The sequence below is a fragment of the Streptomyces sp. NPDC001852 genome, from assembly GCF_042891825.1.
Classification (GTDB): Bacteria; Actinomycetota; Actinomycetes; order Streptomycetales; family Streptomycetaceae; genus Streptomyces.
Genome location: NZ_JBIATN010000011.1, coordinates 252,269 through 278,386, shown reverse-complemented (window position 1 = coordinate 278,386; position 26,118 = coordinate 252,269). Strand labels below are relative to the sequence as shown.

General features: G+C 72.5%; 22 protein-coding genes and 1 pseudogene. 17 read left to right on the top strand and 6 right to left on the bottom strand.

Going from position 1 to position 26,118, the window contains the following annotated elements:
• Nucleotides 1-103 precede the first annotated feature (103 nt).
• Entirely contained in the window at nucleotides 104-1,318 is a 1,215-nt protein-coding gene (locus ACFYZB_RS21295) for a beta-ketoacyl-[acyl-carrier-protein] synthase family protein (protein ID WP_351208247.1), read from the top strand.
• On the opposite strand, the gene ACFYZB_RS21290 is transcribed toward ACFYZB_RS21295, so the two are convergent.
• Nucleotides 1,308-2,612, bottom strand: coding sequence for an APC family permease (locus tag ACFYZB_RS21290; RefSeq protein WP_388760739.1), 1,305 nt, complete (start codon nucleotides 2,610-2,612; stop codon nucleotides 1,308-1,310). The two genes, ACFYZB_RS21295 and ACFYZB_RS21290, sit on opposite strands and share 11 nt — an antisense overlap.
• Before the next feature lie 186 nt (nucleotides 2,613-2,798).
• Here ACFYZB_RS21290 and ACFYZB_RS21285 point away from each other — a divergent pair, with 186 nt between their 5' ends.
• From ACFYZB_RS21285 to argS, 4 genes are read left to right on the top strand one after another with little or no spacing between them, the layout of a single operon-like run.
• A complete protein-coding gene (locus ACFYZB_RS21285; RefSeq protein WP_388760736.1) occupies nucleotides 2,799-3,800 on the top strand; it encodes a helix-turn-helix transcriptional regulator in 1,002 nt (333 codons plus the stop codon).
• 50 nt (nucleotides 3,801-3,850) lie between these two features.
• A complete protein-coding gene (locus ACFYZB_RS21280) occupies nucleotides 3,851-4,498 on the top strand; it encodes a transcriptional regulator (protein ID WP_388760734.1) in 648 nt (215 codons plus the stop codon).
• A 33-nt stretch (nucleotides 4,499-4,531) separates the two neighbouring features.
• Nucleotides 4,532-5,683: a DSD1 family PLP-dependent enzyme gene (locus tag ACFYZB_RS21275; RefSeq protein WP_388760731.1), complete on the top strand. Its 1,152-nt coding sequence runs from the start codon at nucleotides 4,532-4,534 to the stop codon at nucleotides 5,681-5,683.
• A 59-nt stretch (nucleotides 5,684-5,742) separates the two neighbouring features.
• Complete coding sequence (gene argS / locus ACFYZB_RS21270) at nucleotides 5,743-7,404, top strand: arginine--tRNA ligase (protein WP_388760729.1); 1,662 nt, start codon at nucleotides 5,743-5,745, stop codon at nucleotides 7,402-7,404.
• A 38-nt stretch (nucleotides 7,405-7,442) separates the two neighbouring features.
• Here argS and ACFYZB_RS21265 read toward each other — a convergent pair whose 3' ends face one another.
• Complete coding sequence (locus ACFYZB_RS21265; RefSeq protein WP_388760726.1) at nucleotides 7,443-8,237, bottom strand: PIG-L deacetylase family protein; 795 nt, start codon at nucleotides 8,235-8,237, stop codon at nucleotides 7,443-7,445.
• Between ACFYZB_RS21265 and ACFYZB_RS21260 the strand changes: the two genes are divergently transcribed.
• From ACFYZB_RS21260 to ACFYZB_RS21205, 12 genes and pseudogenes are all read left to right on the top strand, one after another.
• Complete coding sequence (locus ACFYZB_RS21260; protein ID WP_388760723.1) at nucleotides 8,214-8,393, top strand: hypothetical protein; 180 nt, start codon at nucleotides 8,214-8,216, stop codon at nucleotides 8,391-8,393. The genes ACFYZB_RS21265 and ACFYZB_RS21260 overlap by 24 nt on opposite strands.
• A 137-nt stretch (nucleotides 8,394-8,530) precedes the next feature.
• Nucleotides 8,531-9,082 (top strand): YciI family protein, encoded by a 552-nt coding sequence (locus ACFYZB_RS21255; RefSeq protein ID WP_388760721.1) that lies wholly within the window; start codon nucleotides 8,531-8,533, stop codon nucleotides 9,080-9,082.
• A gap of 239 nt (nucleotides 9,083-9,321) precedes the next feature.
• Complete coding sequence (locus tag ACFYZB_RS21250; protein WP_388760718.1) at nucleotides 9,322-10,986, top strand: alkaline phosphatase family protein; 1,665 nt, start codon at nucleotides 9,322-9,324, stop codon at nucleotides 10,984-10,986.
• Nucleotides 10,987-11,215: 229 nt separating this feature from the next.
• On the top strand, nucleotides 11,216-11,788 hold the full coding sequence (locus ACFYZB_RS21245; protein WP_388760716.1) for a lamin tail domain-containing protein: 573 nt from the start codon (nucleotides 11,216-11,218) through the stop codon (nucleotides 11,786-11,788).
• A 122-nt stretch (nucleotides 11,789-11,910) separates the two neighbouring features.
• Nucleotides 11,911-12,389: pseudogene (locus tag ACFYZB_RS21240) on the top strand (reductase); the annotation flags it as partial.
• 169 nt (nucleotides 12,390-12,558) lie between these two features.
• Nucleotides 12,559-13,560, top strand: coding sequence for a cytochrome c oxidase assembly protein (locus ACFYZB_RS21235; RefSeq protein WP_388760832.1), 1,002 nt, complete (start codon nucleotides 12,559-12,561; stop codon nucleotides 13,558-13,560).
• A gap of 66 nt (nucleotides 13,561-13,626) precedes the next feature.
• Nucleotides 13,627-14,274 (top strand): flavin reductase family protein, encoded by a 648-nt coding sequence (locus ACFYZB_RS21230; RefSeq protein WP_388760713.1) that lies wholly within the window; start codon nucleotides 13,627-13,629, stop codon nucleotides 14,272-14,274.
• Between the two features lie 56 nt (nucleotides 14,275-14,330).
• The gene (locus ACFYZB_RS21225; RefSeq protein ID WP_388760711.1) at nucleotides 14,331-15,626 is read left to right on the top strand and encodes an FAD-dependent oxidoreductase; all 1,296 of its coding nucleotides are present in this window, start codon (nucleotides 14,331-14,333) and stop codon (nucleotides 15,624-15,626) included.
• Nucleotides 15,627-15,718: 92 nt separating this feature from the next.
• Complete coding sequence (locus ACFYZB_RS21220) at nucleotides 15,719-16,060, top strand: YciI family protein (RefSeq protein ID WP_388760709.1); 342 nt, start codon at nucleotides 15,719-15,721, stop codon at nucleotides 16,058-16,060.
• Nucleotides 16,047-17,282, top strand: coding sequence for an RNA polymerase sigma factor (locus ACFYZB_RS21215; RefSeq protein WP_388760706.1), 1,236 nt, complete (start codon nucleotides 16,047-16,049; stop codon nucleotides 17,280-17,282). Before ACFYZB_RS21220 ends, ACFYZB_RS21215 begins: the two co-directional genes overlap by 14 nt.
• 263 nt (nucleotides 17,283-17,545) lie before the next feature.
• Nucleotides 17,546-18,163, top strand: a complete 618-nt coding sequence (locus ACFYZB_RS21210) for a hypothetical protein (RefSeq protein WP_388760704.1) — start codon at nucleotides 17,546-17,548, stop codon at nucleotides 18,161-18,163.
• Complete coding sequence (locus ACFYZB_RS21205; RefSeq protein ID WP_388760829.1) at nucleotides 18,058-18,294, top strand: PAS domain-containing protein; 237 nt, start codon at nucleotides 18,058-18,060, stop codon at nucleotides 18,292-18,294. The genes ACFYZB_RS21210 and ACFYZB_RS21205 overlap by 106 nt, the downstream gene beginning before the upstream one ends.
• Before the next feature lie 275 nt (nucleotides 18,295-18,569).
• Here the strand turns inward: ACFYZB_RS21205 and ACFYZB_RS21200 are convergent, their stop codons facing one another.
• The 4 genes from ACFYZB_RS21200 to ACFYZB_RS21185 all read right to left on the bottom strand — a co-directional run bounded on the left by ACFYZB_RS21200 (nucleotide 18,570) and on the right by ACFYZB_RS21185 (nucleotide 26,035).
• The gene (locus tag ACFYZB_RS21200) at nucleotides 18,570-20,201 is read right to left on the bottom strand and encodes a protease pro-enzyme activation domain-containing protein (protein WP_388760702.1); all 1,632 of its coding nucleotides are present in this window, start codon (nucleotides 20,199-20,201) and stop codon (nucleotides 18,570-18,572) included.
• 121 nt (nucleotides 20,202-20,322) lie between these two features.
• Nucleotides 20,323-23,223: an ATP-binding protein gene (locus ACFYZB_RS21195; protein WP_388760700.1), complete on the bottom strand. Its 2,901-nt coding sequence runs from the start codon at nucleotides 23,221-23,223 to the stop codon at nucleotides 20,323-20,325.
• A 299-nt stretch (nucleotides 23,224-23,522) separates the two neighbouring features.
• Nucleotides 23,523-24,473 (bottom strand): TauD/TfdA dioxygenase family protein, encoded by a 951-nt coding sequence (locus ACFYZB_RS21190; protein ID WP_388760697.1) that lies wholly within the window; start codon nucleotides 24,471-24,473, stop codon nucleotides 23,523-23,525.
• Nucleotides 24,474-24,850: 377 nt separating this feature from the next.
• Nucleotides 24,851-26,035 (bottom strand): ROK family protein, encoded by a 1,185-nt coding sequence (locus tag ACFYZB_RS21185; RefSeq protein WP_388760694.1) that lies wholly within the window; start codon nucleotides 26,033-26,035, stop codon nucleotides 24,851-24,853.
• Between the last annotated feature and the right edge of the window lie 83 nt (nucleotides 26,036-26,118).

The following is a 26,118-nucleotide window of genomic DNA, read 5'->3' as shown; positions in this document are numbered from 1 at the left end:
GCCCTGTCTGTCCTGACTGCCTCTCAACTCGCTGAAATGATCGAGGCGGATACGAGAAGGATCTTGTGGAGATCCCATAGGTCCTCAGTCCTGGGAGGTACGGATGACGGACAGCGGCGAAGTGCTGGTGACGGGTGTCGGTGCGATGACCCCGTTGGGAGCCGATGCTCCCTCGACCTGGGCAGGACTGCTGTCCGGGGTGTCGGGCGTCTCCCTTCTCGACGAGGAGTGGGCCGCCGGCCTGCCGGTGCACGTCGCGGCCGGACTCCCGGTCGATCCCGCCGCGATGCTCCCCAGGGTGGAGGCGAGGAAGCTGGACCGGGGTGAGCAACTCGCCGTGCTCAGCGCACGCGAGGCGTGGCAGGACGCCGGGGCCCCGCAGGTGGAGCCGGAGCGGTTCGCCGTCGTCGTCGGCACCGGCACCGGCGGTGTCCTCACCACGCTGGGCCAGGACGACGTCTTCGAGCAGAGCGGCGTACGCCGGTTGTCGCCGTTCGCCGTCCCGATGCTCATGCCCAACGGGCCGGCGGCCCATGTGAGCATGGACCTCGGCGCGAAGGGCGGCGCCCGGACGCCGGTGAGCGCGTGTGCCTCGGGCGCGGAGGCACTCGCCCTCGGCCAGGACCTGATCCGCAGCGGCCGGGTGGACGTCGTCGTCGCCGGCGGCGTGGAGGCCTGTCTGCACCCCTTCACGATCGCCGCCTTCGCCCAGATGAAGGCGCTCTCGACGAGGTCCGGGGACCCGGCGTCCGTGTCCCGGCCCTTCGACTGCGAACGCTCCGGATTCGTGATGGGCGAGGGCGCGGGGATGATGGTCCTGGAACGTCCCGCGTTCGCCCGGTCCCGTGGCGCACGGGTGTACGGAGGCCTCGCGGGCAGCGCCGTGACCTCCAGCGCACACCACATCACCGCCTCCGACGCGGACGGCCAGGTCTTCGCCATCGAACAGGCGCTGCGCGACGCCGGGCTGAGCCGCGAGGACATCGGCGTCGTCCACGCCCACGCCACCTCCACCGAGTCCGGTGACGTGGCGGAGGCGGAGGCCGTGCGCCGGGCCGTCGGCACGCACGCCGTGGTGACGGCGACGAAGTCCATGACCGGCCACATGCTCGGCGCCTCCGGAGCCGTGGGGGCGATGGCCGCCGTCATGGCGCTCAAGGAGGGCACCGTGCCGGCCACCCTCAACCTGGAGAAGATCGACCCCCAGGTCGAGATCGACGTCGTACAGGGTGCCAACCGTACGGGGAGCTGGACGGCGGCACTGGCCAACTCCTTCGGCTTCGGCGGCCACAACGTGAGCCTGGTCTTCACGAGGTGATCACGCCTCGCCCGGGATCCCTGCGCTGTCGCCGCCGCAGGTAACCCAGCGCGCTCGCCGTGACGACCAGCGGCCACAGCAGGTACCAGCCCGTCATGACGAGGAGGGCGGCGACCGCGACGAGTGCGAGGAGCGCGCAGCGGTGCGGCAGCCCGCCTCGGGGCAGGAGCCGTAGAGCGGCGGCCGTGCCCAGTGCATACACGGTCACGAAGGACCCGGTGGTGAGCAGTACGAGCGGCTGTGGCCCCACGCCGGTGACCGCGGTGGCGGCCAGTGCCAGGCCCGAGAGCCCCGTCACGACCGCCAGACTGCGGCGCGGCACCTCACCGACGCCGCCGCCCCGGTCGAGCCAGGCGGGCAGCGCGCCGTCGCGACCGAGCGCGGCGCCCAGTCTGGCCGCGCCGGCGAAGTAGGCGTTCATCGTGCCGAGGGTGAGCAGCAGGGCGGCGGCCGCGGCCGGCACGTGGACCGTCCCACCCACGCCGAGGGCGAGCAGTTCGGCCAGCGGGGCCTCGGAGGTGCCGTCCGCGGGGCCGAGCACCAGGACGCCGGTGGCGGCGACGGCGAGGTACAGCACGCCCACGACGGTCACCGCCACGGCGGTGGCGCGGGGCAGGTCGCGCGCCGGACGGCGGAAGTCGGCGGCGAGGTGGGTGATGGCCTCCCAGCCCGCGAAGCTCCAGACCAGCAGCGTCGCGGCCGACCCGATCGCGGACCAGCCGTGCGGCGCGAACGGATGCAGGTTCCGCAGGCGGGCGCGGGGCAGCGCGGTCACCACCGCGGTCAGCAACAGCGTCACCAGCAGCACGGCGAGCGCGAGTTGCGCACGGCCGGAGACCCTCAGGCCGAATCCGTTGGCCACGGTCACCAGGATCAGCAGCACTGCGGCGGTGCCCAGTACCGTGCGCCGGCCGCCGCCGAGCGCGGTCGCGACGTACGCCCCGGCGAACGTGCCCGCCGCCGGAGCACCGGCGGGCACGGCGAAGTAGAAGCACCAGCCGACCACCGCGGCCGCCCGCGCGCCGAAGGCGTGCCGGACGTAGGTGGAGACACCGCCGCCGTCCGGGTAGCGGGCGCCCAGCGCGGCGAACGTGGCCGCGAGCGGCACCGACAGCAGGACCAGACCGAGCCACGCCAGCAGCGAGGCCGGCCCGGCCGCCCGGCAGGCCAGGGCGGGAAGGGCGATCACACCGGTGCCGAGGACAGCGCCGACGTACAGCGCCGCCCCCTGCCAGACGGACAGACTCCCTACGGGCTCAGCCCGGAGTTCCCGGGTGGCCGGTGCCCTGGTCATGCGGAAACCTGCGCGGCCCGGCGGAAGCCCTGGACGCCGGCAGCACCGACGCCCGGATTACGAGGAGATGGAGTGCTCATCTGCGGGTTTCCTTTGCCGTGTCCGGTGCGTCGGGCGCATGCCCGGCCGGACAGTAGCCCGGCTCCACTGACAACTCCTGTCAGTGGACTCCGGCAGACTTGCGCCATGCGTGCGAGCCGACTGCTGTCCGCCCTGTTGCTGCTCCAGACACGCGGCCGGATGACCGCCCGGCAGCTGGCCGACGAGCTGGAGGTGTCCGTCCGTACGGTCTACCGGGACATGGAGTCCCTGGCCGCGGCCGGCGTCCCGCTCTACGGCGACCCCGGCCATGACGGCGGGTACCGGCTCCTGGACGGCTTCCGCACCCGGCTGACCGGGCTGACCCGAGACGAGGCGGAGGCACTCTCCCTGGCCGGGCTGCCCGGACCGGCGGCGGACCTCGGGCTCGGCACCGTACTCGCCACCGCCCAGCTCAAGCTGATGGCCGCCCTGCCCGAGGAACTGCGCGACCGGACCGGTGAGATACGGCAGCGGTTCCACCTGGACCCCTCCGGCTGGTACACCGAAGCGGACCCGACCCCGCACCTGGCCGCCGTCACCGACGCGGTGTGGCGGCAGCGCCGCATCCGGCTCCGCTACCGGCGGTGGACGGCGCCCCAGGAGGTGACCCGGACCCTGGACCCCTACGGGCTGGTGCTCAAGTCCGGCCGCTGGTACCTGGTGGCGGCCCGCCCGGAGGCCGTCCGTACCTACCGCGTCTCCCAGATCCTGCGGATCCAGGTACTGCAGGACCGCTTCGAGCGCCCCCAGGACTTCGACCTGGCCGCGCACTGGCAGACCTACCTGGCCGACTTCGACGCCCGCCGGCTGAAGGGCCAGGCGGTCGTACGACTGACACCACGGATCCTGGCGCAACTGCCCGACCTCATGGAACCGGCGGTGGCACGCGCCGCCCAGGACGGCGCAGGACCACCGGGTCCCGACGGACGGGTCCAGACCGTCATCCCCATCGAGTCCGCGGAACACGCCGTCGGCATGCTGCTGCGCCTCGGTGCGGAGGCGGAGGTCGTGGCGCCGGCCGGGTTGCGGGCCCTGATGGCACAGACGATCAGCGCCCTGGCCGACACCTACGGTGGGGCCGCTGGACAAACACACAGCCTCACCTAGACTGAGCATCCAGGGATGGAAAATTAGTCCAAGTACTTGGAGAGGCTCCCGTGGACGAGGCGGAGGCTGACGAGCACCTCATCCGTGAGGCCGAGAAGATCGCCGTGGCGCTGGGGCGCATGTTCCCTGGTTTGTGCGAGGTGGTGCTGCATGACCTGCGGGATCCGGAGCACGCGATCCGGGCGATCGAGAACAACCTCTCCGGCCGTCAGGTCGGGGACTCCGCCACGGAGTTGGGCCTGGCCCGCATCGAGGACCCCGACTACCCCGGCGTCATCCAGAACTACCCCAATCAGTTCCCGGACGGCCGCCCCGCGAAAAGCACGTCCATCGGCATCAAGAACGCCGCGGGGCAGTACATCGCGGCCCTCTGTCTGAACCTGGACGTGTCCGTGCTCTCGCCGGTGGCTCTCACCCTGTCCAGCCTGGTGGCCACGGAGACCGAGCACCGCGAGCAGCCCCTGGAGACCCTGCGCGACCGCACCGCCCGAGAACTGCGCCAGGCGGTGGAGGCCCATGCCGCGGAGCGCGCCGCGACTCCCCGGTCGCTGAGCAGACAGGACAAGAAGGCGCTCGTGCGGCAGTTGCAGCGGGACGGCTACTTCGACTCGCGCGATGCCGCGCAGACCATCGCGGACCTGCTGGGTGTGTCCCGGGCGACGGTCTACAACTATGCCAAACCGCACGGCAGTTCCTGAGCCTGCCGCACTCCTCCGAGGAGACATGTCCCTGTGAACCCCCAGACCCTGGCCGACCCGGACACCCCGTTCGCCGTCGTCGACGTCCACACCGTGCGGCGCAACATCGCACGCCTCAAGGCCAGGGCCGACCGGCTCCAGGTCACCCTGCGCCCGCACGTGAAGACCGCCAAGAGCCTCGACGCCGCCGCCCTCCTGCACTCCGGCACTCCCTGCCCGGTCACCGTGTCCACCCTCGCGGAGGCCGAGGCGTTCGCCGACGGGGGCTACCCGGACATCACGTACGCGGTCGGCATCGACCCGCACAAACTCCCGCGCGTCATCGCGCTCTTGCGCCGCGGCGTCACCCTGCGCATCCTGCTGGACAGCGTCGAGCAGGCCTCGTGTGTCGCCGAAGCCTCCCGCCGGGCGGGCATTCCCCTGCCGACCCAGATCGAGATCGACTGCGACGGCCACCGCGGCGGCCTCAGGTCCGACGATCCCGTACTCACCACCATCGGTCGCACTCTGCACGACGCGGGCTGCCTGGACGGCGTCCTGACGCACGCCGGAGAGTCCTACGCCGCCCACACCGCCGAGGAACAGCGACTGGCGGCGAAGAACGAACGCGACACCGCCGTCGCCGCGGCCGGGCGACTGCGCGCGGCCGGTCTGCCCGTGAACGTCGTCAGCGTGGGCTCCACTCCCACTGCGCACGCCGCCGAGGACCTCACCGGCGTCACCGAACTGCGGGCGGGGAACTACGTGTTCTTCGACCTGGTCATGGCCGGTCTGGGCGTCTGCCGGGTCGAGGACATCGCCCTGTCGGTGGTCGTCACCGTCATCGGGCACCGGCCCGAGTACGGGTGGATCATGACCGACGGCGGCTGGATGGCCATGTCACGCGACCGCGGGACGGCCGCACAGGCCCAGGACCAGGGCTACGGCCTCGTCACCGACCTCGCCGGCAACCTCATACCGGGCCTGGTCATGACGGCGGCCAGCCAGGAGCACGGCACGCTCACGGCCCGCGACGGCGCCGACCTGCCCGACCTGCCACTGGGCACCCGCCTGCGCATCCTGCCCAACCACGCCTGCGCCACCGCCGCCCAGCACCGCGGGTATCACGTCGTCGACGGCACCCGGCCCACCGACGGCCCGGCACCGGTGATCGAGACCTGCTGGCGACGTGTCACCGGCTGGTGAGCACCGGGGGCCGGAAAACCGATGTCGGGAGCGTCGTCGGCTCCGCTAGCGTCGGCCCTGTGACCCCAACTGATCTCGCGGCCGTCATCTCCGACGGCATCCACACGGCCATCCAGTCCGGACGCATCTCGGCAGAGGTGCCCGAGGAGATCCGCGTGGAGCGCCCCCGGCACCGCGGACACGGTGACTACGCGACCAACGTCGCCCTGCAACTCGCCAAGTCCGCGGGCCTGCCCGCCCGCGCCGTGGCCGAGGTGCTGGCGCCGCTGGTGAGCGCGGCCGACGGAGTCGCGAAGGCCGAGGTCGCGGGCCCCGGGTTTCTGAACATCACCCTGGAGAGCGCGGCGATCGGCTCCCTGGCCCGGGACATCGTCCTGGCCGGCGACGCCTACGGCCGCACCGACCGGCTGGGCGGCCTGCGGCTCAACCTGGAGTTCGTCTCCGCCAATCCCACCGGACCGGTGCACATCGGCGGAGCCCGCTGGGCGGTCGTGGGCGACGTCCTCGCCCGGCTGCTCCAGGCCGCGGGAGCGGACGTGTCCCGGGAGTACTACTTCAACGACGCCGGCGTGCAGATCGACCGCTTCGTCCGCTCCCTGCGCGCCGCCGCGCAGGGCCTGCCGGTGCCCGAGGACGGCTACAGCGGCGCGTACATCGAGGAGATCGCCGACGCCGTGCTGCGCCGGCACCCCGGCGCCCTGGACCTGCCGGAGAGCGAGTCCGCCGCCGTGTTCCGGGCGGTGGGCACGGAGCTGATGTTCGCGGAGATCAAGACGTCGCTCGCCGCATTCGGAACCCACTTCGACACCTACTTCAACGAGAAGGACCTGCACGACCGGGGGGACCTGGACGCCGCCGTCACCCGGCTGCGCGCCGGCGGCCACGTCTACGAGGCCGACGGCGCGGTCTGGCTGCGCACCACGGACTTCGGCGACGACAAGGACCGGGTCCTGGTGAAGGGCGACGGCGCCTGGACGTACTTCACCGCGGACTGCGCCTACTACCTGAACAAGCGCTCCCGGGGCTTCGAACGGGTCGTCATCATGCTCGGCGCCGACCACGCCGGCTATGTCGGCCGGATGCGGGCCATGGCGGCCTGCTTCGGCGACGACCCGGACCGGCACCTGGAGATCCTGATCGGCCAACTGGTCAACCTGGTCAAGGACGGCAGGCCGGTCCGGATGAGCAAGCGGGCGGGTACGGTCCTCACCATCGACGACCTGACCGAGGCGGTCGGTGTCGACGCCGCCCGGTACGCGCTGGCGCGGGCCAGCGTGGACACGATGATCGACCTCGACATCGACCTGCTGACCCGGCAGTCGAACGACAACCCGGTCTACTACGTCCAGTACGCGCACACCCGGCCCTGCTCCGTACTGCGCAAGGCGAAGGAAGCCGGGATCGACAAGGGCGCGCCGGAGGACTTCGACCCCGCCCGGCTCACTCATGAGCGGGAGGTGGACCTGCTGGGCACGCTGGCCGAGTTCCCGCAGGTCGTCGCCACCGCGGCCACGCTCCGCGAGCCACATCGGGTGGCGCACTACCTGGAGGCGCTGGCCGGCACGTACCACCGCTTCTACGACGCCTGCCGGGTCCTGCCGCGGGCCGGCGAGGCCCCGGACGACCGTACCGGGGCCCGGCTCTGGCTGACGGAGGCCTGCAGACTGGTGCTGCACAACGGACTGCACCTGCTGGGCGTCTCGGCACCGGAACGGATGTGAGCCCGCCCGGCAGACGCCGGAGGGCAGGCCGGCAGGCGCTACGAGGCCGGTTGGAAGATGCCGGCGACGGTGCCGTCCGGCGCCGTCGCCCGCGCCTCGACGAACCACTCCCGGCCGAACAGCCACCCGAACACAGGGGCCGGAACCCGCACCAGCACCCTCATCACCGGAGCGAGCCGGCCCGAGCCCGACACCTGTGAACGATGAGCGGCGAGAGCCGCCTGCTTGCGCACCACGAACCGCCGGACGTCCACGGTGTGGGTGATGGCCGCGCGCGAGGTGTAGGCGGTGCGCACCAGGTCCGCGTCGAACCGGAACGGGATCCTCAGTAGGCGCACCAGCTTCACCAGGCGCGCCACCACCTCACGCGGCATGGTCGCCTCCAGCACACGGGGGACGCCCGCGAGGTCGGCGGCACGCCTGCCCACCTCGTGCACCCTGACGTGGTCGCGGTGGCCGTACCCACCGCGTGTGTCGTAGCTGAGGAGCAGGCTCACCTCTTCCTCGCGGAGGATGGCGGCCAGCCGCTCGGCCGCCTCCTCCGGGTCCGCCCGCACGAAACGTGTCCGGTCCGGCGGATCCGGATAGAGCACCGCACCGTGGCCGCTGTCCGCGTATCCCAGATGCGCCACGCGCTGCACGCCCAGCACGGCTGCGCTCGCCCGAAGCTCCTCCAGCCGTGGCGCTCCGCGTTCCGGCACGGCGTCCATGAGTCCGTCCGTCGCGACCACGACCACCACGCGGTGTCCCTCGGCCGCGGCTCGCGCGAGCGTGCCTCCCGTCAGGAACACCTCGTCGTCCGGATGGGCATGAAAAGCCAACACGGTTGCCATGAGCCCATCCTGGACCACCACCCCGACTGCGACGGTGTGCTGCACCGCGAGGCCGTGGACGCCGACCTCGCCCCTGTCGACGGGCTGCCCGAGACGCTGGACGGCATTGCTCTCGGTCGTACCGGTCTCCACGACCGTTTCTGGGGCCGCATCTAGAGCGCCAGGAAGTCGCCCATGGCAAGCCCGCCCCCGACCTGTTCCTGCACGCGGCCCGGCAGACGGGGGTCGATCGCGGCTCTTCGGGCCGGGAAAACCGATGTGCTGCCGTCCCCCGGAACCGACACACTGCGGGCATGGAATTCTTCTGCTACCACCGCGATCGGCCAGGCTCCCTGGCGCTGCGCAGGGAGCTGCTGGAAGCGCACTGGTCGTACATGGACCGGTTCGACAAAGAGATGATCGCCCGCGGTCCGACCCTCTCCGGCGACGGCGAAGTGCCCACCGGCAGCGTGCACATCGTCGACCTGCCGGATCCCGCCGCCGCCCGTGCCTTCGCCTTCGACGAGCCCGGCTACCAGGCCGGTGTGTACCGTGACGTGCTGCTGCGCCGATGGCGCAACATGCTGGGGCGCACCATGTGGGAATTCCCCGGGGGGCGGACCGGCGGCCGGCGGTACCTCGTGCTCGGCCTCGGCCAGGGCCGGGCCGCCGACCTCGCCGTACCTCCGGACCGGAACGAGCTGATCGCATACGGGCCCCTGCTGTCCGACGACGGCACCAGCCGGCTCGGTACGGCAGCGCTGGTCAGGGCAGCGGACCCGGAGGCGGCACGGGCCGTGCTGACCGGGGACGGGTACGCCGACATCGAGGTCCACAACTGGCAGTCCGGCGGACGGCCGTCATGAACCGCCGTCGAGGCGGTGACCAGCGCGCGCCCGGCAGACACCCGCACTGCCCACAGCACGATCCCCGCGCGGTGACCGCGGCCTGAGCGAAGGTCAGGAGGCGGAAGTCTTTGCCCGGCCCGATGCGTTTCTTGGGCTGAACGCGGTATGACGGTCCGCTTGCGTACATGTTCCGCCTCTCGGATGTCGGTGCACGATCCACACCCGCTCGCCGACTCGACACAGTCCGAGGAGAAGTCATGTCCCGACGCCCGGCCCACCCCGCAAGATCCGTCACCGCGGCTGCCGCCGCGCTGGCCGCGGTCGGCGCGCTCACCGCCGCGGCCGCGCCCGGCCCGGCGTACGCCTCCGCCCACCCGCACGCGGCTGCCCGGCACGTCCTGCTGCTGTCCGTCGACGGTCTGCACCAGTCCGACCTCGCCTGGTACATCGCCCGTCACCCCCACTCGGCGCTGGCCCGGCTCACCGCCGGCGGCGTGCAGTACACCCACGCGGCGACCACCAACCCCTCCGACTCCTTCCCCGGCATGGTCGGCCAGCTCACGGGCGGCGACCCGGGCACCACAGGCGTCTACTACGACGACACCTACAGCTCCGACCTCCTGCCGGCCGGTACGACGAAGTGCACCGGCGCCAAGCCCGGCGCCGAGGTCGACCTCACCGAGGACCTCGACAAGAACCAGGACTCGCTCGACGCCGGCCAGGGTCTGAGCGGCCTGCCCGGCAGCATCCTGCAGATGACCGGCGACCCCGCCCGCCTCCTCAACCCGTCGAAGCTGCCGGTCGACCCCAAGACCTGCAGGCCGCTCTACCCGCACTCCTACCTGCGCGTGAACACCGTCTTCGACGTGGTCCGCACGGGTGGCCTGCGCACCGCGTGGTCGGACAAGCACGCCGCCTACGACATCCTCAACGGCCCCTCCGGCAAGGGCATCCAGGACCTGTTCACGCCCGAGATCAACAGCAAGGCCATCGGGTACGCCGCGGGTGACTGGACGAAGGACAACGCCGCGACCGAGCAGTACGACGGGTACAAGGCGCAAGCCGTGCTCAACGAGATCGACGGCTACGACCACGGCCGTACCCACAAGGTCGGGACCCCTGCGGTCTTCGGCATGAACTTCCAGTCCGTCTCGACCGCGCAGAAGCTGCCCAACTCCGACGGAATGACGGGCGGTTACGAGGCGAAGGGCGTGCCCGGCCCTCTTCTGGTGAAGAACCTCGACTACGTGGACCAGCAGGTCGGCGCCTTCCTCACCGAACTGCGCAAGCAGCACCTCGCCGACAGCACCACCGTCATCCTGTCCTCCAAGCACGGACAGTCGCCCACCGACCCCAGGGCACTGACCCGCATCGACGACGGCCCGCTGCTCGACGGCCTCAACTCCGCCTGGAAGGCCGCCCACCCGGGCTCCGGCGACCTGGTCGCCCACGCGGTGGACGACGACGCCATGCTGATCTGGCTGACCGACCGCTCCCGGACCGCCGCCGACTTCGCCAAGGCCTACCTGCTCGCCCAGTCCGGCACGGGCAACGACATCGACGGCAAGGCCAGGCCCTTCACCGCGAGCGGTCTGCAGACGCTCCACGCGGGCGCGGACGCCGCCCGGTACTTCCACGCCGCGCCGGGCGACTCCCGCGTGCCCGACCTGGTCGGCGTCACCCAGTACGGCGTCGTCTACACCGGCGGCAAGGGCAAGATCGCCGAACACGGGGGCGCCCACGCCGACGACCTCGACGTCCCGCTCGTGGTCTCCGGCGCCGCCACCCCGCACGGCGTGCGCGTCGACGGCCCGGTGCACACCACGCAGATCGCCCCGACCATCCTGCGGCTGCTGGGCTTCGACCCGCGGGACCTGGACGCGGTCCGCATCGAACACACCCGGGCCCTGCCCGTGCGCTGACCCCGCTGGTGGCCACATACAGCTGATACGGCACGAAAACTCCTTATTCGGGACGTAAACGGTCACTACGGCGGAAGTTATGGATTGCTGCTGGATCCGTAATGCCGTGCGCGTCACCCGCGCAAAACCGGGCGAAGGTTGCAGGGTGTGGCTGGGCGGCCGACCGGTCGCCGACTCGCGCATCCTCGCGAAGGGGGACTCTGTGTCCGCTTCTTCTTCCGTCCGCCGTATGACCGCTGCCGCTGCCGTGGCGGCAGCCGTGGTCGGCGCCGTGGCCATCCCGGCCGCGGCCGCCGGTCACCAGCCGGGCCGTACGCAGCAGGCAGTGGTCCGCATCAGCGGCGTACAGCACGCCTGGCAGGGCCGGGACGACCGTTCCAACCGCTCGCTGAACAAGGAGTGGGTGGACATCACGAACAACTCCCGCCGGGCGGTGAACCTGGACAGCTGGACACTCTCCGACCGGGACGGCCACACTTACACCTTCCGTCACGTGCGGCTCGCGGGCCGGGCCACCGTCCGTGTGCACACCGGGGTCGGCCGGGACACCAGGACCGACCTCTACCAGGACCGCCGTACGCGTGAGTGGGACGTCAACGCCGACACCGCGACCCTGCGCGACGCCCGCGGCCGCTTCGTCGACGCCTTCTCCTGGGGGCGCAGCCACCGCGCCGCGGACATGGGTCACCATGGCGGGGCCGGCCGGCAGCACACCGGTTTCCGCCGCCACCGCGGCGTCGGCCACTTCCTCCACACCGTGGTCGACCACCACGCCGAACACGTCGTCAGCCACCACCACTGACCCGTCGGCCCGCGGCCCGCGCCCCGGGTTCGCTCCTGCCGGCACACCTGCACGGTTCCAGCCCCGGACGGCCGACCGGCCGACCGGGGCTGTCCCCTGCCCGGCGGCATCCCGCGGCTCGTGTCCAGCCGGCACCGCACTTCCGTCCGCCCGCCGACCCCGCCACGCCGGCGGTCATGGTCGGCCCCGGCACGGGCATCGCGCCGTTCATCGGCTTCCTGGAGGAACGCCGGGTCCGCGGCCACCGCGCCCCGAACTGGCTGTTCTTCGGCGAGCAGCACCGCGCGACGGACTTCTCCCACGAGGAGGAGCTGACCGCGTTCCTGGCCGAGGGCACACTCACCCGCCTGGGCACCGCCTTCTCCCGCGACCAGCGGACCAAGGTCTACGTCCAGGACCGGATGCGCGAACACGGGCCGCGGCTGTGGTCCTGGCTCCGCGACGGCGCCCACTTCTACGTCTGCGGGGGCGCCTCCCAGATGGCCAAGGACGTCGACCAGGCCCTCCGCGAGATCGCCGTCGTCCAGGGCGGCCTGGACGAGGCGGAGGCGGCGGCCAGCAGCTCGCGACCGAGAAGCGGTACGTACGGGACGTGTACTGACCCGGCCCGTACGAGCGCGGGTCCCGCTCGCTCCCAGGATTTCATCCCGGCGTGCGGCACCCCGATGCCCGCCTTCGAGCCGCGGGGGACTAGCGTCGTCCCGTCATGGATCCGAGCCGGTTCTTCCCTGTCGAGCCGAAGGAGGACGATCTGCATGGATGGTCACGCGATGACCGAACTGTCGGCCGGCCAGCTCCCCGAGCTGACCACGGGACGTCTGCTGTCCACATGGCACCTGGACGTCCCCGCGCTGCTGCTGGTCATCGCCCTGGGCGCCTTCTACGGCTGGGGGGTCGCGCGGCTGCGCAGCCGCGGCGCGCCCTGGCCGCCCGCACGGGTCCTCGCGTTCGCGCTGCTCGGCCTGGGCGCGCTGGTGGCGGCCACGATGTCCGCCCTGGCCGTCTACGACCATGTGCTGTTCTGGCCCGCCGCTGTGCAGAACATCCTGCTCGACCTCGTCGCACCCCTGGGCCTGGCCCTCGGAGATCCGCTGCGGCTCGCCTTCGAGGCACTGCCGGAGGGCGCCGCCGGACGAGTGCGCCGGGCCATGACCGGCCGCCTGGTACGCGTGCTGACCTTCCCGCTGGTCAGCACGGCCCTGGTGCTCGGCACCGAGCTGACGGTGTACTTCACGCCGTACTTCGAGACCGCCCTGCGCGTGGGCTGGCTGCACGAGCTGATGTATCTGCACCTGCTCGCGGCCGGCTGTCTGTTCGTCGTACCGGTGCTGACCCACGAAGAGGCGCTGCCCGCCTGGTGCACCCACCCGGTGCGAGCGGCGCTGGTGTTCGTGGACGGGATCGTCGACGCCGTCCCGGGGATCGTGGTGATGACGCACAGCACGCTGATCGCGGGCGCCTGGTACCTGCACCACGCGCCGAGCTGGTCCCCCGACGTCCAGCACGACCAGCAGATCGGCGGCGGTGCGATGCTGAGCATCGCCGAGCTGGTCGCCTTGCCCTTCCTGCTGGCGCTCCTGTTCCAGTGGGCGCGGGCGGAGCGGGCCCAGACCGCGCTCCTCGACCGCCGCCTCGACGCGGAACTGGCCCCCGTCGCGGCGCCTTCCCCCGACCAGGACCAGGCGGCCGCTCCCGAACGGGTACGCCCCTGGTGGGAGACCGAGCAGAACGAGGTGGCCGCGAGGATCCGGAGCCAGCACCGGGAGCAGTGAGCCTGTCATGATCGCGTGTGCACCGTTCGGTGCCCGCCGGACGGCCGGCGCTCTACGGTCGGCCGTATGGAAACCGCACCGCGCCGGGCCGGCCACCTGACCATCACCCCGAGCATCCTCTACTTCGGCACCCCCGTTGTGCTGCTGACCACGGAGAACGCCGACGGCACGGTCAACCTGGCGCCGATCTCGTCTGCCTGGGCGCTGGGGCAGGTGGTGGTGCTGGGGCTCGGACGGCAGGGCCAGACCGGTGCGAACCTGGCGGCCCGGCCCGAACTGGTGATCAGTCTGCCCGAACCCGGGCAATGGGCGGCCGTCGAACGCCTGGGCGAGCTCACCGGCCGGCCCGAGGCGGCCGGCCACGGCCCCCGCCGCGCCCGTTATGAGCCGGACACGTTCGCGGCAGTCGGCTTCCGGGCCCAGGCCTCGCACACGGTCCGGCCGCCCCGGGTGGCCGAGTGCCCGATCCAGCTGGAGGCGCGGGCCGTCCGCGTGGGAACCGACGCCGCCGGGGACTTCCTGATCGTCGAGGCCCGGGTGCTGAAGGTCCACGCCGACCCCCGCCTGGTGGTCCCCGGAACCCAGCACATCGAGCCCGCGGCCTGGAGCCCGCTGATCTACAACTTCCGGCACTACTTCGGCCTCGGCCCCGAGCTCGGCCACAGCCGCGTCTCCGACACGCCCGGCAGGAGCGCCGTGCCCTCCGCCCGCTGAGGAGTAAAATATTCAGCGAGTGGTGAATTAATGGTCTCGTGAAGGGCAGGACTGCCATGGAACAGACCACGTGCTGCGTCGTCGGAGGCGGCCCTGCGGGCATGGTGCTCGCGCTGCTGCTGGCCCGGTCCGGTGTCCGGGTCACCGTGCTCGAGAAGCACGGCGACTTCCTGCGCGACTTCCGCGGCGACACGGTCCACCCCTCGACCCTGGCACTGCTGGGCGAGCTCGGTCTTGCCGAGCGCTTCGCCGAGCTGCCGCAACGCCGGGTCCGCACCGTCCAGCTGCCGATCGGGACCGACGGCTCGGCGGTCACGGTCGGGGACCTCTCGGTACTGCCCGGTCCCTACAACTACGTGGCGATGGTGCCCCAGTGGGACCTGCTGGACCTGCTCGCGGACGAGGCCCGGCACGAGCCGTCCTTCGAACTGCGGATGAACACCCAGGCGACCGACTTCCTGATCGAATCCGGACGGGTCAACGGGGTGCGCTACCGCACCGCCGACGGCCGCACCGGCGAACTGCGCGCCCTGCTCACGGTCGCCTGCGACGGCCGCGGATCACTGGCCCGCTCCCGCCCCGAACTGCGCCTGCGCCGCTTCCCCTGCCCGATGGACGCCTGGTGGTTCCGGCTGCCGCGCCGCGACGGCGACCCGCAGGGGCTCTACGGCAGCGCCGGTGACCGCTTCCTGACCGCGATGATCGACCGCGGCGACTACTGGCAGTGCGCAGGCATCATCCCCAAGGGCACCGACACCCAGCGCCGCGCCGCCGGCCTCGACCGTTTCCTGGCCGACCTCACGGCAGCCGTCCCCTGGATCGCCGACCGGGTCCACGCCCTGCGCTCGTGGGACGAGGTCAAGCTCCTCGACGTACGCCTGGACCGGCTGCGCCGCTGGCACCGCCCCGGCCTGCTGTGCATCGGCGACGCCGCGCACGCGATGTCCCCGATCTTCGGCATCGGCATCAACCTCGCCGTCCAGGACGCCGTGGCCGCCGCCCGCTACCTCACCGAGCCACTGCTCCGCGGGAGGGTGGGACCACGCGACGTGCGCCGTCTGCAACGCCGTCGCCGTCCCACCACGGTCGCCACACAGACCCTCCAGCGGGTGGCCCACGCCCGGATCATCGCTCCCGTCCTCCAGGGCCGACCGCCCCTCGGACGTGAGAACAGGGCCCGGCGCACGGCACGCCTGCTCGCCGAGTCCCGGTGGCTGCGCAGGGTGCCCGCGTACTTCATCGGCTACGGCGCCCTCAAGGAACGGCCGCCCGAATCGGCCGTCCGCCGGGCACGGCCGGGCACCGCGGCGCCGCCCGACGAGACGGAGACCGCCGCCGAGGTGTCTCCCTGAAATTGCCGGGACGTCCCTGTCCCGTCGGCGTCGGCTCGTTCGTCGTGAAGGTGGGGACACGTACGACAGGCAGGACGACCGAGGAGGACACCATGAAGTACGTACTGCTGCTGACCCGCGGCGCCTGGCAGGAGGAGGGCTCCGACCAGGAACGGGCGGAGGTGTTCGGCGGGATCGTGGAATGGTTCACGAAGTACCGTGCCGACGGGACGATCGTCGAGGCGAACCAGTTGCAGGAACCCGGCACCGCCACGACGGTCGTGGTCGAGCGGGGCCGTTCCACCATGATCGACCGCCCGCTGCTGGAGGCCAAGGAGGCGATCGGCGGGTACGCGATCGTCGAGGTGCCCGACCTGGACGCCGCCCTGAAACTGGCGGCGAGCTTCCCGGTGCCCGACGGCAAGGTGGAGGTGCGACCGATTGTCGAGCGCTGACCCGGCAGGCGCCCGGGAGACCCGGTCGCTGATCGAGCGGGTCTTTCGCGAGGAGGCGGGCCGGCTGACCGCCACCCTGGTCCGCCTCGTGGGCGACTTCGACCTGGCCGAGGAGATGGTCGGCGAAGCCGTCGTCGAGGCGCTGCGGCGCTGGCCGGACAGCGGCCCGCCCGAGCGGCCCGGAGCCTGGCTGCTGACCTGCGCGCGCAACAAGGCTCTCGACCGCATCCGCCGCGAGGCCCGCTTCCAGGACCGGCTCCCGCACCTCGCGGCCCGGATCGAGGCGCTGCCCGAGACGGCCGGGCGCGAGCCCGACGACCGTCTGCGCCTCATCTTCACCTGCTGCCACCCGGCACTCGACCCGGACGCCCAGGTCGCGCTGACCCTGCGCGCCGTCGTGGGCCTGACCACCACCGAGATCGCGCGGGCGTTCATGGTGCCCGAAGCCACCCTCGCCAAGCGGGTGACCCGGGCCAAACGGAAGATCGCCACGGCCGGCATCCCCTACCGCGCGCCCGAGCCCGAGGAGCGCGCCGCACGACTGCCCCAGGTCATGCGCGTGGTCTACCTCGTCTTCAACGAGGGCTGCCTCACCACCGGGGGAGACCTGGGAGTACGGCGGGAACTGGTCGACGACGCCGAATGGCTCGCCGCCCTTCTCGCCGGCTCACTGCCCCACGAGCCGGAACCCCTCGGCCTGCTCGCCCTCATCCGCCTGTACGCGGCCCGCTGGCCCGCCCGACTGGACACCGAGGGGCGGCTCATCCCGCTCGCCGATCAGGACCGTACCCGATGGGACACCGGGCGGATCCGCAGCGCCATCGCCCTCATCGAGCGGGCGGCCAGGCTCGGCAGGCCGGGCCCGTACCAGATCGAGGCCGCCATCGCCGCCGTACACTGCGAGGCACCGGTCTGGAAGGACACCGACTGGCCCCAACTCCTGCGGCTCTACGACATGTTGCTGGCCGTCGACCGCTCACCGGTCGTGCGCCTGAACCGCGCCGTCGTGCTCAGCCACACCGACGGACCGGCCACCGCGCTGGCCCAAGTGGATGCCCTGGCCGACCAGTTGGACCGCTACCACCTGTTCCATGCCACCCGCGCCGCACTCCTGCGCGACCTCGGCCGCGACACGGAGGCCACCGAGGCCGACCGCCAGGCCCTCCGCCTCACCATCAACCCCGCCGAACGCTCACTGCTCACCGCCCGGCTGGCGCCGTAGAGGTGCCATCGTGAGCTTGACCGTGACCTGGCTTTCGCCCATGCGCACCCCACCGGCTCGGCTCCCGCCCTTGACCACACGAACCTACTGGTCTTCCACGTGGCGATCGCGGGGCCGTCGACGGCGTGCCGATCGTCGCCCGGGGGCGTAGCGTCCGGCATAGGAGTGGGCGGGTGCGACCGGCGCGCCGACCCGCGCTGCCCGGTCGGAGGCCCCTCCGCGTGACGTTACAGGAGTCGCGGCTGCCAGGCTGGAGGCGCCTCGTGACCGGTGCGGGTGCTGGGGCAGCGGACGCGGAGGCACTGGATGCCGCGTTCGCCGACGCCGTACGCCGGGCGAGTGCGGGCATCGGCGCTCTGTACCTTCTCACCCCCGACGAGGAGCAGCTCTTCCTGGACGTGCTGTACGGGGCGCCGGCCGAGTTCGCGGCGCCGTGGGTGAGGATTCCGGTGACCGCTCCGGCGCCGGTCGCCGATGCGGTGCGCGAGGATCGCATGGTGTGGGTGGCCACCCAGGAGGAGACGGCACGCCGCTATCCGCGCACCGCGATGGTGCTGCCCTACCCGCTCGCGCTCGCCGCCGCACCGGTCAGCGGTATTCGCCGGCGGGGAGTCCTGCTGCTGATGTGGCCCGCCACCCGTCCGCCGTACATGACCCAGCGGGAGCGCGGACACATCATGTCCAGCTGCGGACGGCTGGCCAGGCTGCTCGAGGAGGCTTTCGCACACGGACGGTTCCCGGCTCCTCGTGACCTCCCGCGCACACTGCCCGCCGGATCGGGTCGTCGGGCTGCGGGCCCCCTCTGGCCGCCGCCGACTTCATCGAGCGCCTGCCCGGCGGCAGCTGCGCTCTCGACCTGGAGGGGCACTTCACCTACCTGAGCGCGGGTGCCTGCGAGCTGCTGGGCCACGACGCCGACCAACTGCTGGGCACGCTGCCGTGGCAGTCCCTGCGCTGGCTGGACGACCCGACGATAGACGCTTACGCACTCGGCACATGTCCATCCACCTGATGGAGACGTCCCCGACGCCTCACCCGTCGAGGTGCTCTGCGGCGACTACCGTCCATGGGGGGGGCGGCGTCGCCGGTCAGCGCGAGGACCGGCGCGGTCACCCGCGCGTCGCGTCCGGCACCGTAGGTCTCCGGGCGGGGTGGGAGCCGGACCGTATCGCTGCGCCTGTTTCCAGAACTCATGCCGGTCCGACCGGCATGAGACGACGGCACGCCGCAGCGCGGGCCGGGATCACCCGGCCCGCGCTCTGTCGGTCGGTCGTCAGTCGCCGCTCGTCAGCCGAGCAGCTTGCTCGCCAGCGTCGCGGCGTTGTACGAGCCCCAGCCGCTGGTGAAGTCCCAGCCGGCGGCCGCGGAGTAGGCGCCGTTGCTGCCGCTGGTGATGTCGTGGAAGCCGGTGCCGCTCGCCGAGTACAGGGCGGGGTCGGCGAAGCCGAGGTTGGCCTTGCCGGCCGCCGCGGCCTGCTGGTTGTAGAGGGCCGCGAACGCCGCCCACTCGGGGGCCGCGGCGCTGGTGCCACCCACCGAGGACCAGGAGCCCTGCGAGTAGATCGACACACCCGGGCTCGGGTTGGCGTGGGCCGAGACGTCCGGGACCTGGCGGTAGCCGCCGCCGGCGCTCTTCTGGACGGCCGTCTGCCAGCTCGGGATCTTGAAGACGGAGGACTTGCCGCCACCGCCTCCGGACCAGGCCACCTCCTTGCTCCAGGCGTTGGACGAGGTGACGGTCAGCTTGGTGCCGCCGACGCCGGTGACGTACGGGTCACTGGCCGGGTAGTCGACGGAGGTGCCGCCGTCGCCCGCGTCGTCGGAGCCGCTGTCGCCGGAGGCCGCGTAGAAGCCGAGGCCCTGGGCGGCGCCGGCCTTGAAGACGGCGTCGACCGCGTTGATGCCCGAGGTCGTGCGGGCGCTCTCGGCGGCACCCCAGCTGATGGACGTGGTCGGGATGCCGCTGTCGACGATGGCCTGGTAGGTGTCGACCTCGCCCGCGTCGGAGTTGGGGCCCTCGAACACGGTGACATTCGCCTTGGGGGCGATGGCGTGCAGGACCTCGATGTCCAGCTCGACCTCGACCTGGCCGTCGCCGAGCGCGCCGGAACCGCCGTCCACCTGCTGCACGGTCGGGGTGGGCGAACCCAGGCCGTAGTGGTTGTCGTACGTGGTGATGTTGGACTGCTGGAAGCCGTCGAACTCCAGCAGCGCGATCTTCTGGCCGCTGCCGGTGTACGTTCCGGACACGTTGTAGCCGCCCTTGAGCTGGGCCGGGGTGTAGCCGCCGCCGGGACCGTTGTGGGGACTGACGGTGCGCGGGGTCGCCTGGTGACGCAGCTGGACGCGGTTGTTGAGGCCCGCCACGTCGCTGACGATCGAGGCGATGGCACTCGGCAGCGTCGGTGCGCTGTCGTTGGCGTAGAAGGAACGTCCCGTCTTCGCGTCCTGCCAGGTCGACAGCTTGGTGCCGAAGGCCTTCTCCAGCTGGGCGGCGGTGCCGTCGGCGTCGACCAGCAGATTGCCCGAGTGGACCTTGCCCACGGTCAGGCCCTGGGCGCGCAGGTAGTCCCTCAGCTGCTTGATCTCGGCGTCGGTCCGGCCGAAGCGGGCGGCGAACTGGTGCTTCGTCAGGTAGTGACCGTAGGAACCCGACCGCGGATTACTGACCTTGGCCACGAAGGTGTCAAGTGCCGTGCCGCCTCTGGGTGTCAGGCTGATCGCCACCGATATCCGCTTTCCGGCCGCGACGTCTCCGGTGCGGGTCGCACTCTGCTTCAGGCCCGGCAGGACGTCTCCGGCGACGGCGGCACGCGTCGCGTGCGGCTGCGGGGCGTTCGCGGCATAGGCGGCGGGGACGACTGCGGCGACCAGGGCCGGCGCGGCCACCAGACCGAGCAGTTTCAGACGTGACTTCACTGAAGTCCTCCGGGGAGTGGGGGAGTTGTTCCGGAAGCGGAACGGCTTCACCGTAGAAACTCCGACCCCACCCCCGTAAGCGGGGGAACCCTTGCGTTACGTGTTAACAGCCGATGTCACGTCAACGGCGTGTGTCGAGAGTACGGCGGGGCTGGGCGCGGCTGGGCCGGCTCACCAGCACGGCCCGCTCCGGGGGATCCACCAGGCAGTCGTCGCCGGAGTCGACGGCAGCCCCGGAGGCGAGGACGGCGGCCGCCATCGCGTGGGCGAGCGCGGTGCGCGAACGGACCCCGACCTTGCGGTACACCCGCGACAGGGTTCCCTCCACGGTCTTGACGCTGATGAACAGCTTCGCGGCGACCTCCCGGTTGGTGGCTCCACCCCCGACCAGCTCGGCGACCCTGGCCTCGGTGGGGGTGAGTTCAGGGCCGCCCGCGCCCGTCTCACCGCTCCGGTCTCCGGCGTCCAGCCGCGACAGCTCCTCCCTGGCCCGCGCCGCCAGCGGAGCGGCTCCGATCCGGGTGGCGGTCTCCAGCGCCTCGGCGAGAACCGTGCGCGCCGCGCTCCTGCGGCGCGAGCGGCGCTCGACCGCGCCGAGCGCGATCAGGGTGCGCACCAGCTCGACGGGCAGGGGGAGTTGACGCAGACGGTTGACGGCGGCACGCAGCCGGGCCGCCCCCTCCTTCGCCCGGCCGGTCCCCGCCTCCCGCAGCCCCTCCGCCCGTTCCAGAGCCGCCAGCACGCTGCCGGGCGTGTCGTCGCCCACCCGAGCGTGGGCCTCGCGGACGACGGCCCCGGCCTCTTCGGTCTCGCCCAGGAGGACCAGGGCTTCGGCCAGGTCGCCGTACCAGTGCAGCAGGGGCGGGTCGGCGGCACACATCGCGGTTCCGAGTTCTCTGACGCGCTGCAGCGCCTCGACCGCGGACGCGGCGCCCCGTGGGTCGCCGGCGAGCAGTCCGGCCTGCCCGAGCACGGCCAGCGCACGCAGCAGGAACAGCCGGTCGCCGTCGGCCTCCGAGGCGCGTACCGCCTGCTCGGCCAGCCGCCGGGCCTCCGCGGCGGTGCCGCCCGCGGTGGCCGCCAGCGCGGCCGCGTACAGCGCGGGAGCCGCCTGGGTCATGGCGCGCGAGCAGCGCGCCGCGGTGTGCAGCGCCTCGCGGCAGTGTCCGGCCCGCACCTGGATCCGGGCCAGGGCCACCAGGGTCGCCATGACCTCCTCGACACTGGCCAACTCCTCCATTACAGGCAGGAGTTGGACTACCTGCTCCTCGGCCTCGGTCACCATGTCGGAGTCCAGGGCGAGGATCGCGCGCATCCGGATCAGCCGCCAGCTCTGCGGACCGCCGTCGGCGCCTCCGGCCAGCGCGAGCGCCTCCACCAGGGCGGCTTCCGCCGCGACCGGATCGCCGGCCAGGGACCGCACCCGGGCGAGCGTGGCGAGCGCCCCTATCCGGGTCTCCGTGTCACCCGCCACGGCCGCCTGCCGGACAGCGTGCCGGGCCTGCCGGGTCGCCTCCTCCAACTCCCCGCACAGCAGCCCGCGTACGGCCGCCCAGTGGTGCAGCGGGGCCTCGGCCCCCGGATCGCCGACGGCGTCCCGGAGGCCTTCCTGGATCAGCGCGTGGGCGCCCTCCAGCGCCTGCCCGGCGTTGCGCAGCAGGACCAGCCGGGCCCGCACCCGACGGCGTGCCGAGTCCGACTCGGCGAGGACCGCCTCCGCCGCCTCGGCCGCCTCCTCCCGTTGCCCGGCGTCGCAGGCGTACTCCGCCGCGGCCAGCAGCCGGTCGGCGCGGTCCGCGGGCCGGTCGCCGGGGGTGCGGCGGGCGGCGAGCCCGGCCAGTTCGCAGGCGGCGCCGAGCGCGCCGTCGCGGCGCGCGGACTCCGCCGCGGACATCAGGGTGCGGGCGGTGTCCTCGTCCTCGTGCGGGCGGGCGTGTGCGAGATGGCGGGCCCGTTCGACGGGCTCGGTGACCGCGCGGGCCAGCAGCGCGTGTGCCTGCCGGCGGTCGTTCTCCGGCGCATCGGCATAGACGGCGGCCCGGAGCAGCGGATGCCGGAAGCGTACGGCTCCACCGGCGTCGGTCGTCGCCACGCCGAGTCGTTCGGCCTCCGCGAGGTCCGTGGCGGGGCCGGGAAGCCCGGCAGCACGCAGCAGGGTGAGGTCGGGGCGGGCGGCGGCGCTCGCGAGCAGGAGGGTGCGCTGCGCCGTCTCCGGGAGCGTGCGCACCTCGTCCAGCAGCAGGGCGCGCAGTCTTCGGGGCACGGGCAACGCCGGGCCGAGGCCTCTGCGTTCCGGGCTGCGCAGGGCCATCGCTCGCCCCAGCTCCAGTGCGTACAGCGGGTTTCCGGCCGCGGTGTCCTGGATCGCCCGCAGCACTCCCGGTGGCAGGTCGGCACCGATGCGGGCGCGCACGAGATCGGCCACCTCGTCGTCCGTCAGCGGCGGCACCGGAAGTTCGGTGGTACCCGGTGGGCAGCAGCGCAGCCGCCCGGGCTGTTCGCCGTCCGCCACCCGCTCGGCGGCCACCACCCGTATGTCCAGGCCGCCGAGGCGGCGCACGGCGAAGGCCAGCACCTCGGCGGTGGGCTCATCGAGCCACTGCAGGCCGTCGAGGACCAGCGCGACGGGGCCGGTCGCGGCCAGAGCGCGCAGCACGTCGAGTACGGCGACGCGCACCGCGAGACGGCTGCGACCGTCTGCCGGTTCGGGGCCGCGCAGCAGGGCTGCCCTCAGCGCCACCCGGGGCTCGGGTGCGAGGGTCTCCAGGCGGCTCTCCGGCACCCGCGCGAACAGGTCGACGAGTCCGCCGAACGGGAGCCCGGCATCCTCCTCCGCGGGCGCGCAGTGCAGCACGGTGCCGACCGACGGGGCATGCGCCGCCAGGGACGCCGTCAGGGACGCCACGAGCATGGACTTGCCGATCCCCAGGGGACCGTGGAAGAGCACTCCGGGACGGGCCTTGAGTTCGGCCCGGGCGGCGTCGAGCAGCTCGCGGCGCCCAGTCAGTGACCGGGCTCGCACTGCGGCCGCCCGCCCCCTGCCCTGGGGGTGGCACCCGTGGTGCACGCGCCTGATCCGCCCAGTGGCGGGTTACACCCGGTACCGAGGGCGGCGGAGCCGTCGGTGCGGCGAGTGTGGCAGTCCCCGGGACGTAGGATCATGTGTTCATGACAACCCGCGCGGATTCGCCTTGTCAATGACGGAACGGCCCGCGACCCGGCCCGTGGGCGATCGGGACCGGGGGCCGGTCATCGGATCGCCCAGCGGGGCCGTGAGGCCGGCGGCTACGTAGTTCCGCAGGCTCAGGCGGGGCAGGAGGGTCAGGAGGCCACGGCGACCCGGTGGTCGGCGGTGAAGGGACGTCCGGCGACCAGTTCGGACTCGCGTCCGTCCGGCCCGACGGGCACCTCGCCGATCAGAGTGACACGGTGCAGCCGCCGTTCGACGTCCAGGTGGTCCAGGTCGCGCGGAGCGAGGTGCGCGGTGGCACGGTTGTCCCAGAAGGCGACGTGCCCGGGCTCCCAGCGGAAGCGCACCGTGTACTCGGGGCGGGTGATCTCGGCGTAGAGCAGGTCGAGGATGCGCCTGCTCTCGCTCGGCGTGACGTCCACGATGTGGCTGGTGAAGCCGGGATTGACGAACAGCGCACGCTCCCCGGACTCCGGGTGCACCCGGACCACGGGGTGGACGGCCACCAGCAGGTTGTCGTTGATGCGGCGGGCGTACTCGCTGTCGCCGTCCACCGGCCTGCTGCCGCCGTAGCGGTGTTCGGCACGAAGCGTGTCCACGAAGGCGCGGACCGGGGCGGACAGGCCCTCGTACGCGGCGACGAGGTTGGTCCACTGAGTGTCGCCGCCGATCTGCGGGACGGTCTCGGCGCGCAGGATGGAACCGGCGGGCGGGTTCACGGCGGCGGTGACGTCGGTGTGCCAGCCGTCGAAGTAGCTGTACTGGCGCTTGCGGTACTCGTCCCGGAAGTTCTTGCCGTAGCGCTGCTCGAAGCGGCGCGGGTCGATGGTGAAGATCTCCGGGTGCTCCTCCGGCGGGGCGTCGTCGTGCGGGTGGGCGTAGGTGAGTTCGCCGAAGTGGCGCGCGAAGGCGATCTGGGAGGCGTGGTCGAGCCGCTGGCCCCGGAAGAAGACGACCTTGTGGCGGTGCAGGGCCTGCTTGATCGTCTCGACGGTGTCGGTCGACAGCGGCTGGGCGATGTCGACGCCGTCGATGTCGGCGCCGATGTGACCGGCGACGGGGCGGACGGAGAGCGTGCTCATACGGAAGGTGTCCTTTCGGGCGTGGCTGGACGGGGGCCACGGCGGCGTCGGGGCATGGGCGGCGACACCCCGCCATCACTCGGTAGTGGGCGTGGAAGAGGCCGGCCCGGCGCTGTCGTGCAGGTGGTGAGGGAGGAACGCGGTGCCGGTCAATGCCGGGGTGCGGTCACGAAGACGCGCCCCGGCGGCAGGCCGGTCGGCGGGCGCAACAGCCCAGTCCGGCGAAGTGGTGCGCGCGGAAGGCGTTCACGGGGTGCCGGTCTTCGGCTGCCCGGATCGTTGCCTCGCGCTGCGCGTCCATGGGAGGAGTGTGCTGCCCGCGCCACCGTCCGGACAACGGTTTCTGGCAGCGCGGAAGAAACTCCGCCCGGTTCGGCTCACCGGGCGCTGCCGGCCGTGCGCAGTCCCAGCGGGTCCTGGTAGACGGCGGCGAGCACCGGCGCGGCCGCCGCCACCGCGAGCGTGTCCGCGCCGAACGAGCCGGTCCGCACCACATTGCCGGCGCCACCCAGTTCACCGCTCAACTCGGGCAGCAGGTGCGGCAGATGGAGGGTGGCGGCCTCGGTCAGGACCAGAACATCCGGACTGATCATGTCCAGCATCGGCCGCACCGCGCGTGCGACCATCCGGAGCCTGGAGCGGCACAGCTCCATGGCGCGTCCATCCCCCTCCCGCGCGGCCCGCAGCAGCAGGCGCAGGTCGGGACGGGTGGTGATACCACCGGCGGCGGCGCGCTGCGCGAGGGTGCGGTCGGCCACGGTGACCTGAAGACAGCCGGTACGGCCGCACGGGCAGGGGGCGGTCGACCCCGGAACGGGCAGGTGGGCGACGCCCCCGGCGCCGTGTCCACGGCCCTGCAGCAGGCCGCCGCCCGTGGCGATCGCCGCGTCCACGGCGTTGCCCACGAAGAGGTGCACCAGGTCGCCACCGCCGATCGTGCCGAACAGCAGTTCCGCATGGGCCAGGGCCCGGGCGTGGCTCTCCACGTGAACGGGCAGCCGGACCACCGGTTGCAGCAGGCGTCGCAGCGGGACGTCGCGCCAGCCGAGGGCGGCGTTCTCGACGAGGACCCCCGCGTCCGGATCCACCCAGCCGCCGGTGACCACCCCGAGTCCGAGCACGCAGTGCCCGACCGCGTACCGGCGCAGGAAGCCCGGCAACCGCGCGGCGACATCATGGAGCACCGCGCTGGGACGAGACAGCCTGGGCACACGCTCACGAGCGATGACGCGCCCGCGCAGATCCGTGAGCGAGAAGGTGAGCTGTGGCACGGCGATGTGCACGCCCGCCACGACGTGATGCGACGTGTCGATGTCGAGCGGGATACGGGGGCGCCCCGGCCGGGGCCGCTGCTCGGGCTCCGGAGGTTGCCGGACCAGTCCCAGCGCGAGCAGTTCGGCCGTGTGCCGCGACACGGCAGCTGCACTCAGCCCCGTCTCCCGGATGATCTCGGTGCGCGCCGGCGACCCCAGGTGCAGCACGGCACGCAGCACGGCGGCCGCACCGTCGAGCCGGTGGGGAACAGGGCGCCGGCCCGGCGGCGCGATGAGCGCTGGCAGCATCGGAGATCCTCTGTCCGGGGTCGGCCACACGCCGGCGTGCAGGCACCCGGCACCGAGGGTTACCGGCTGTGGGGACAGAGCGC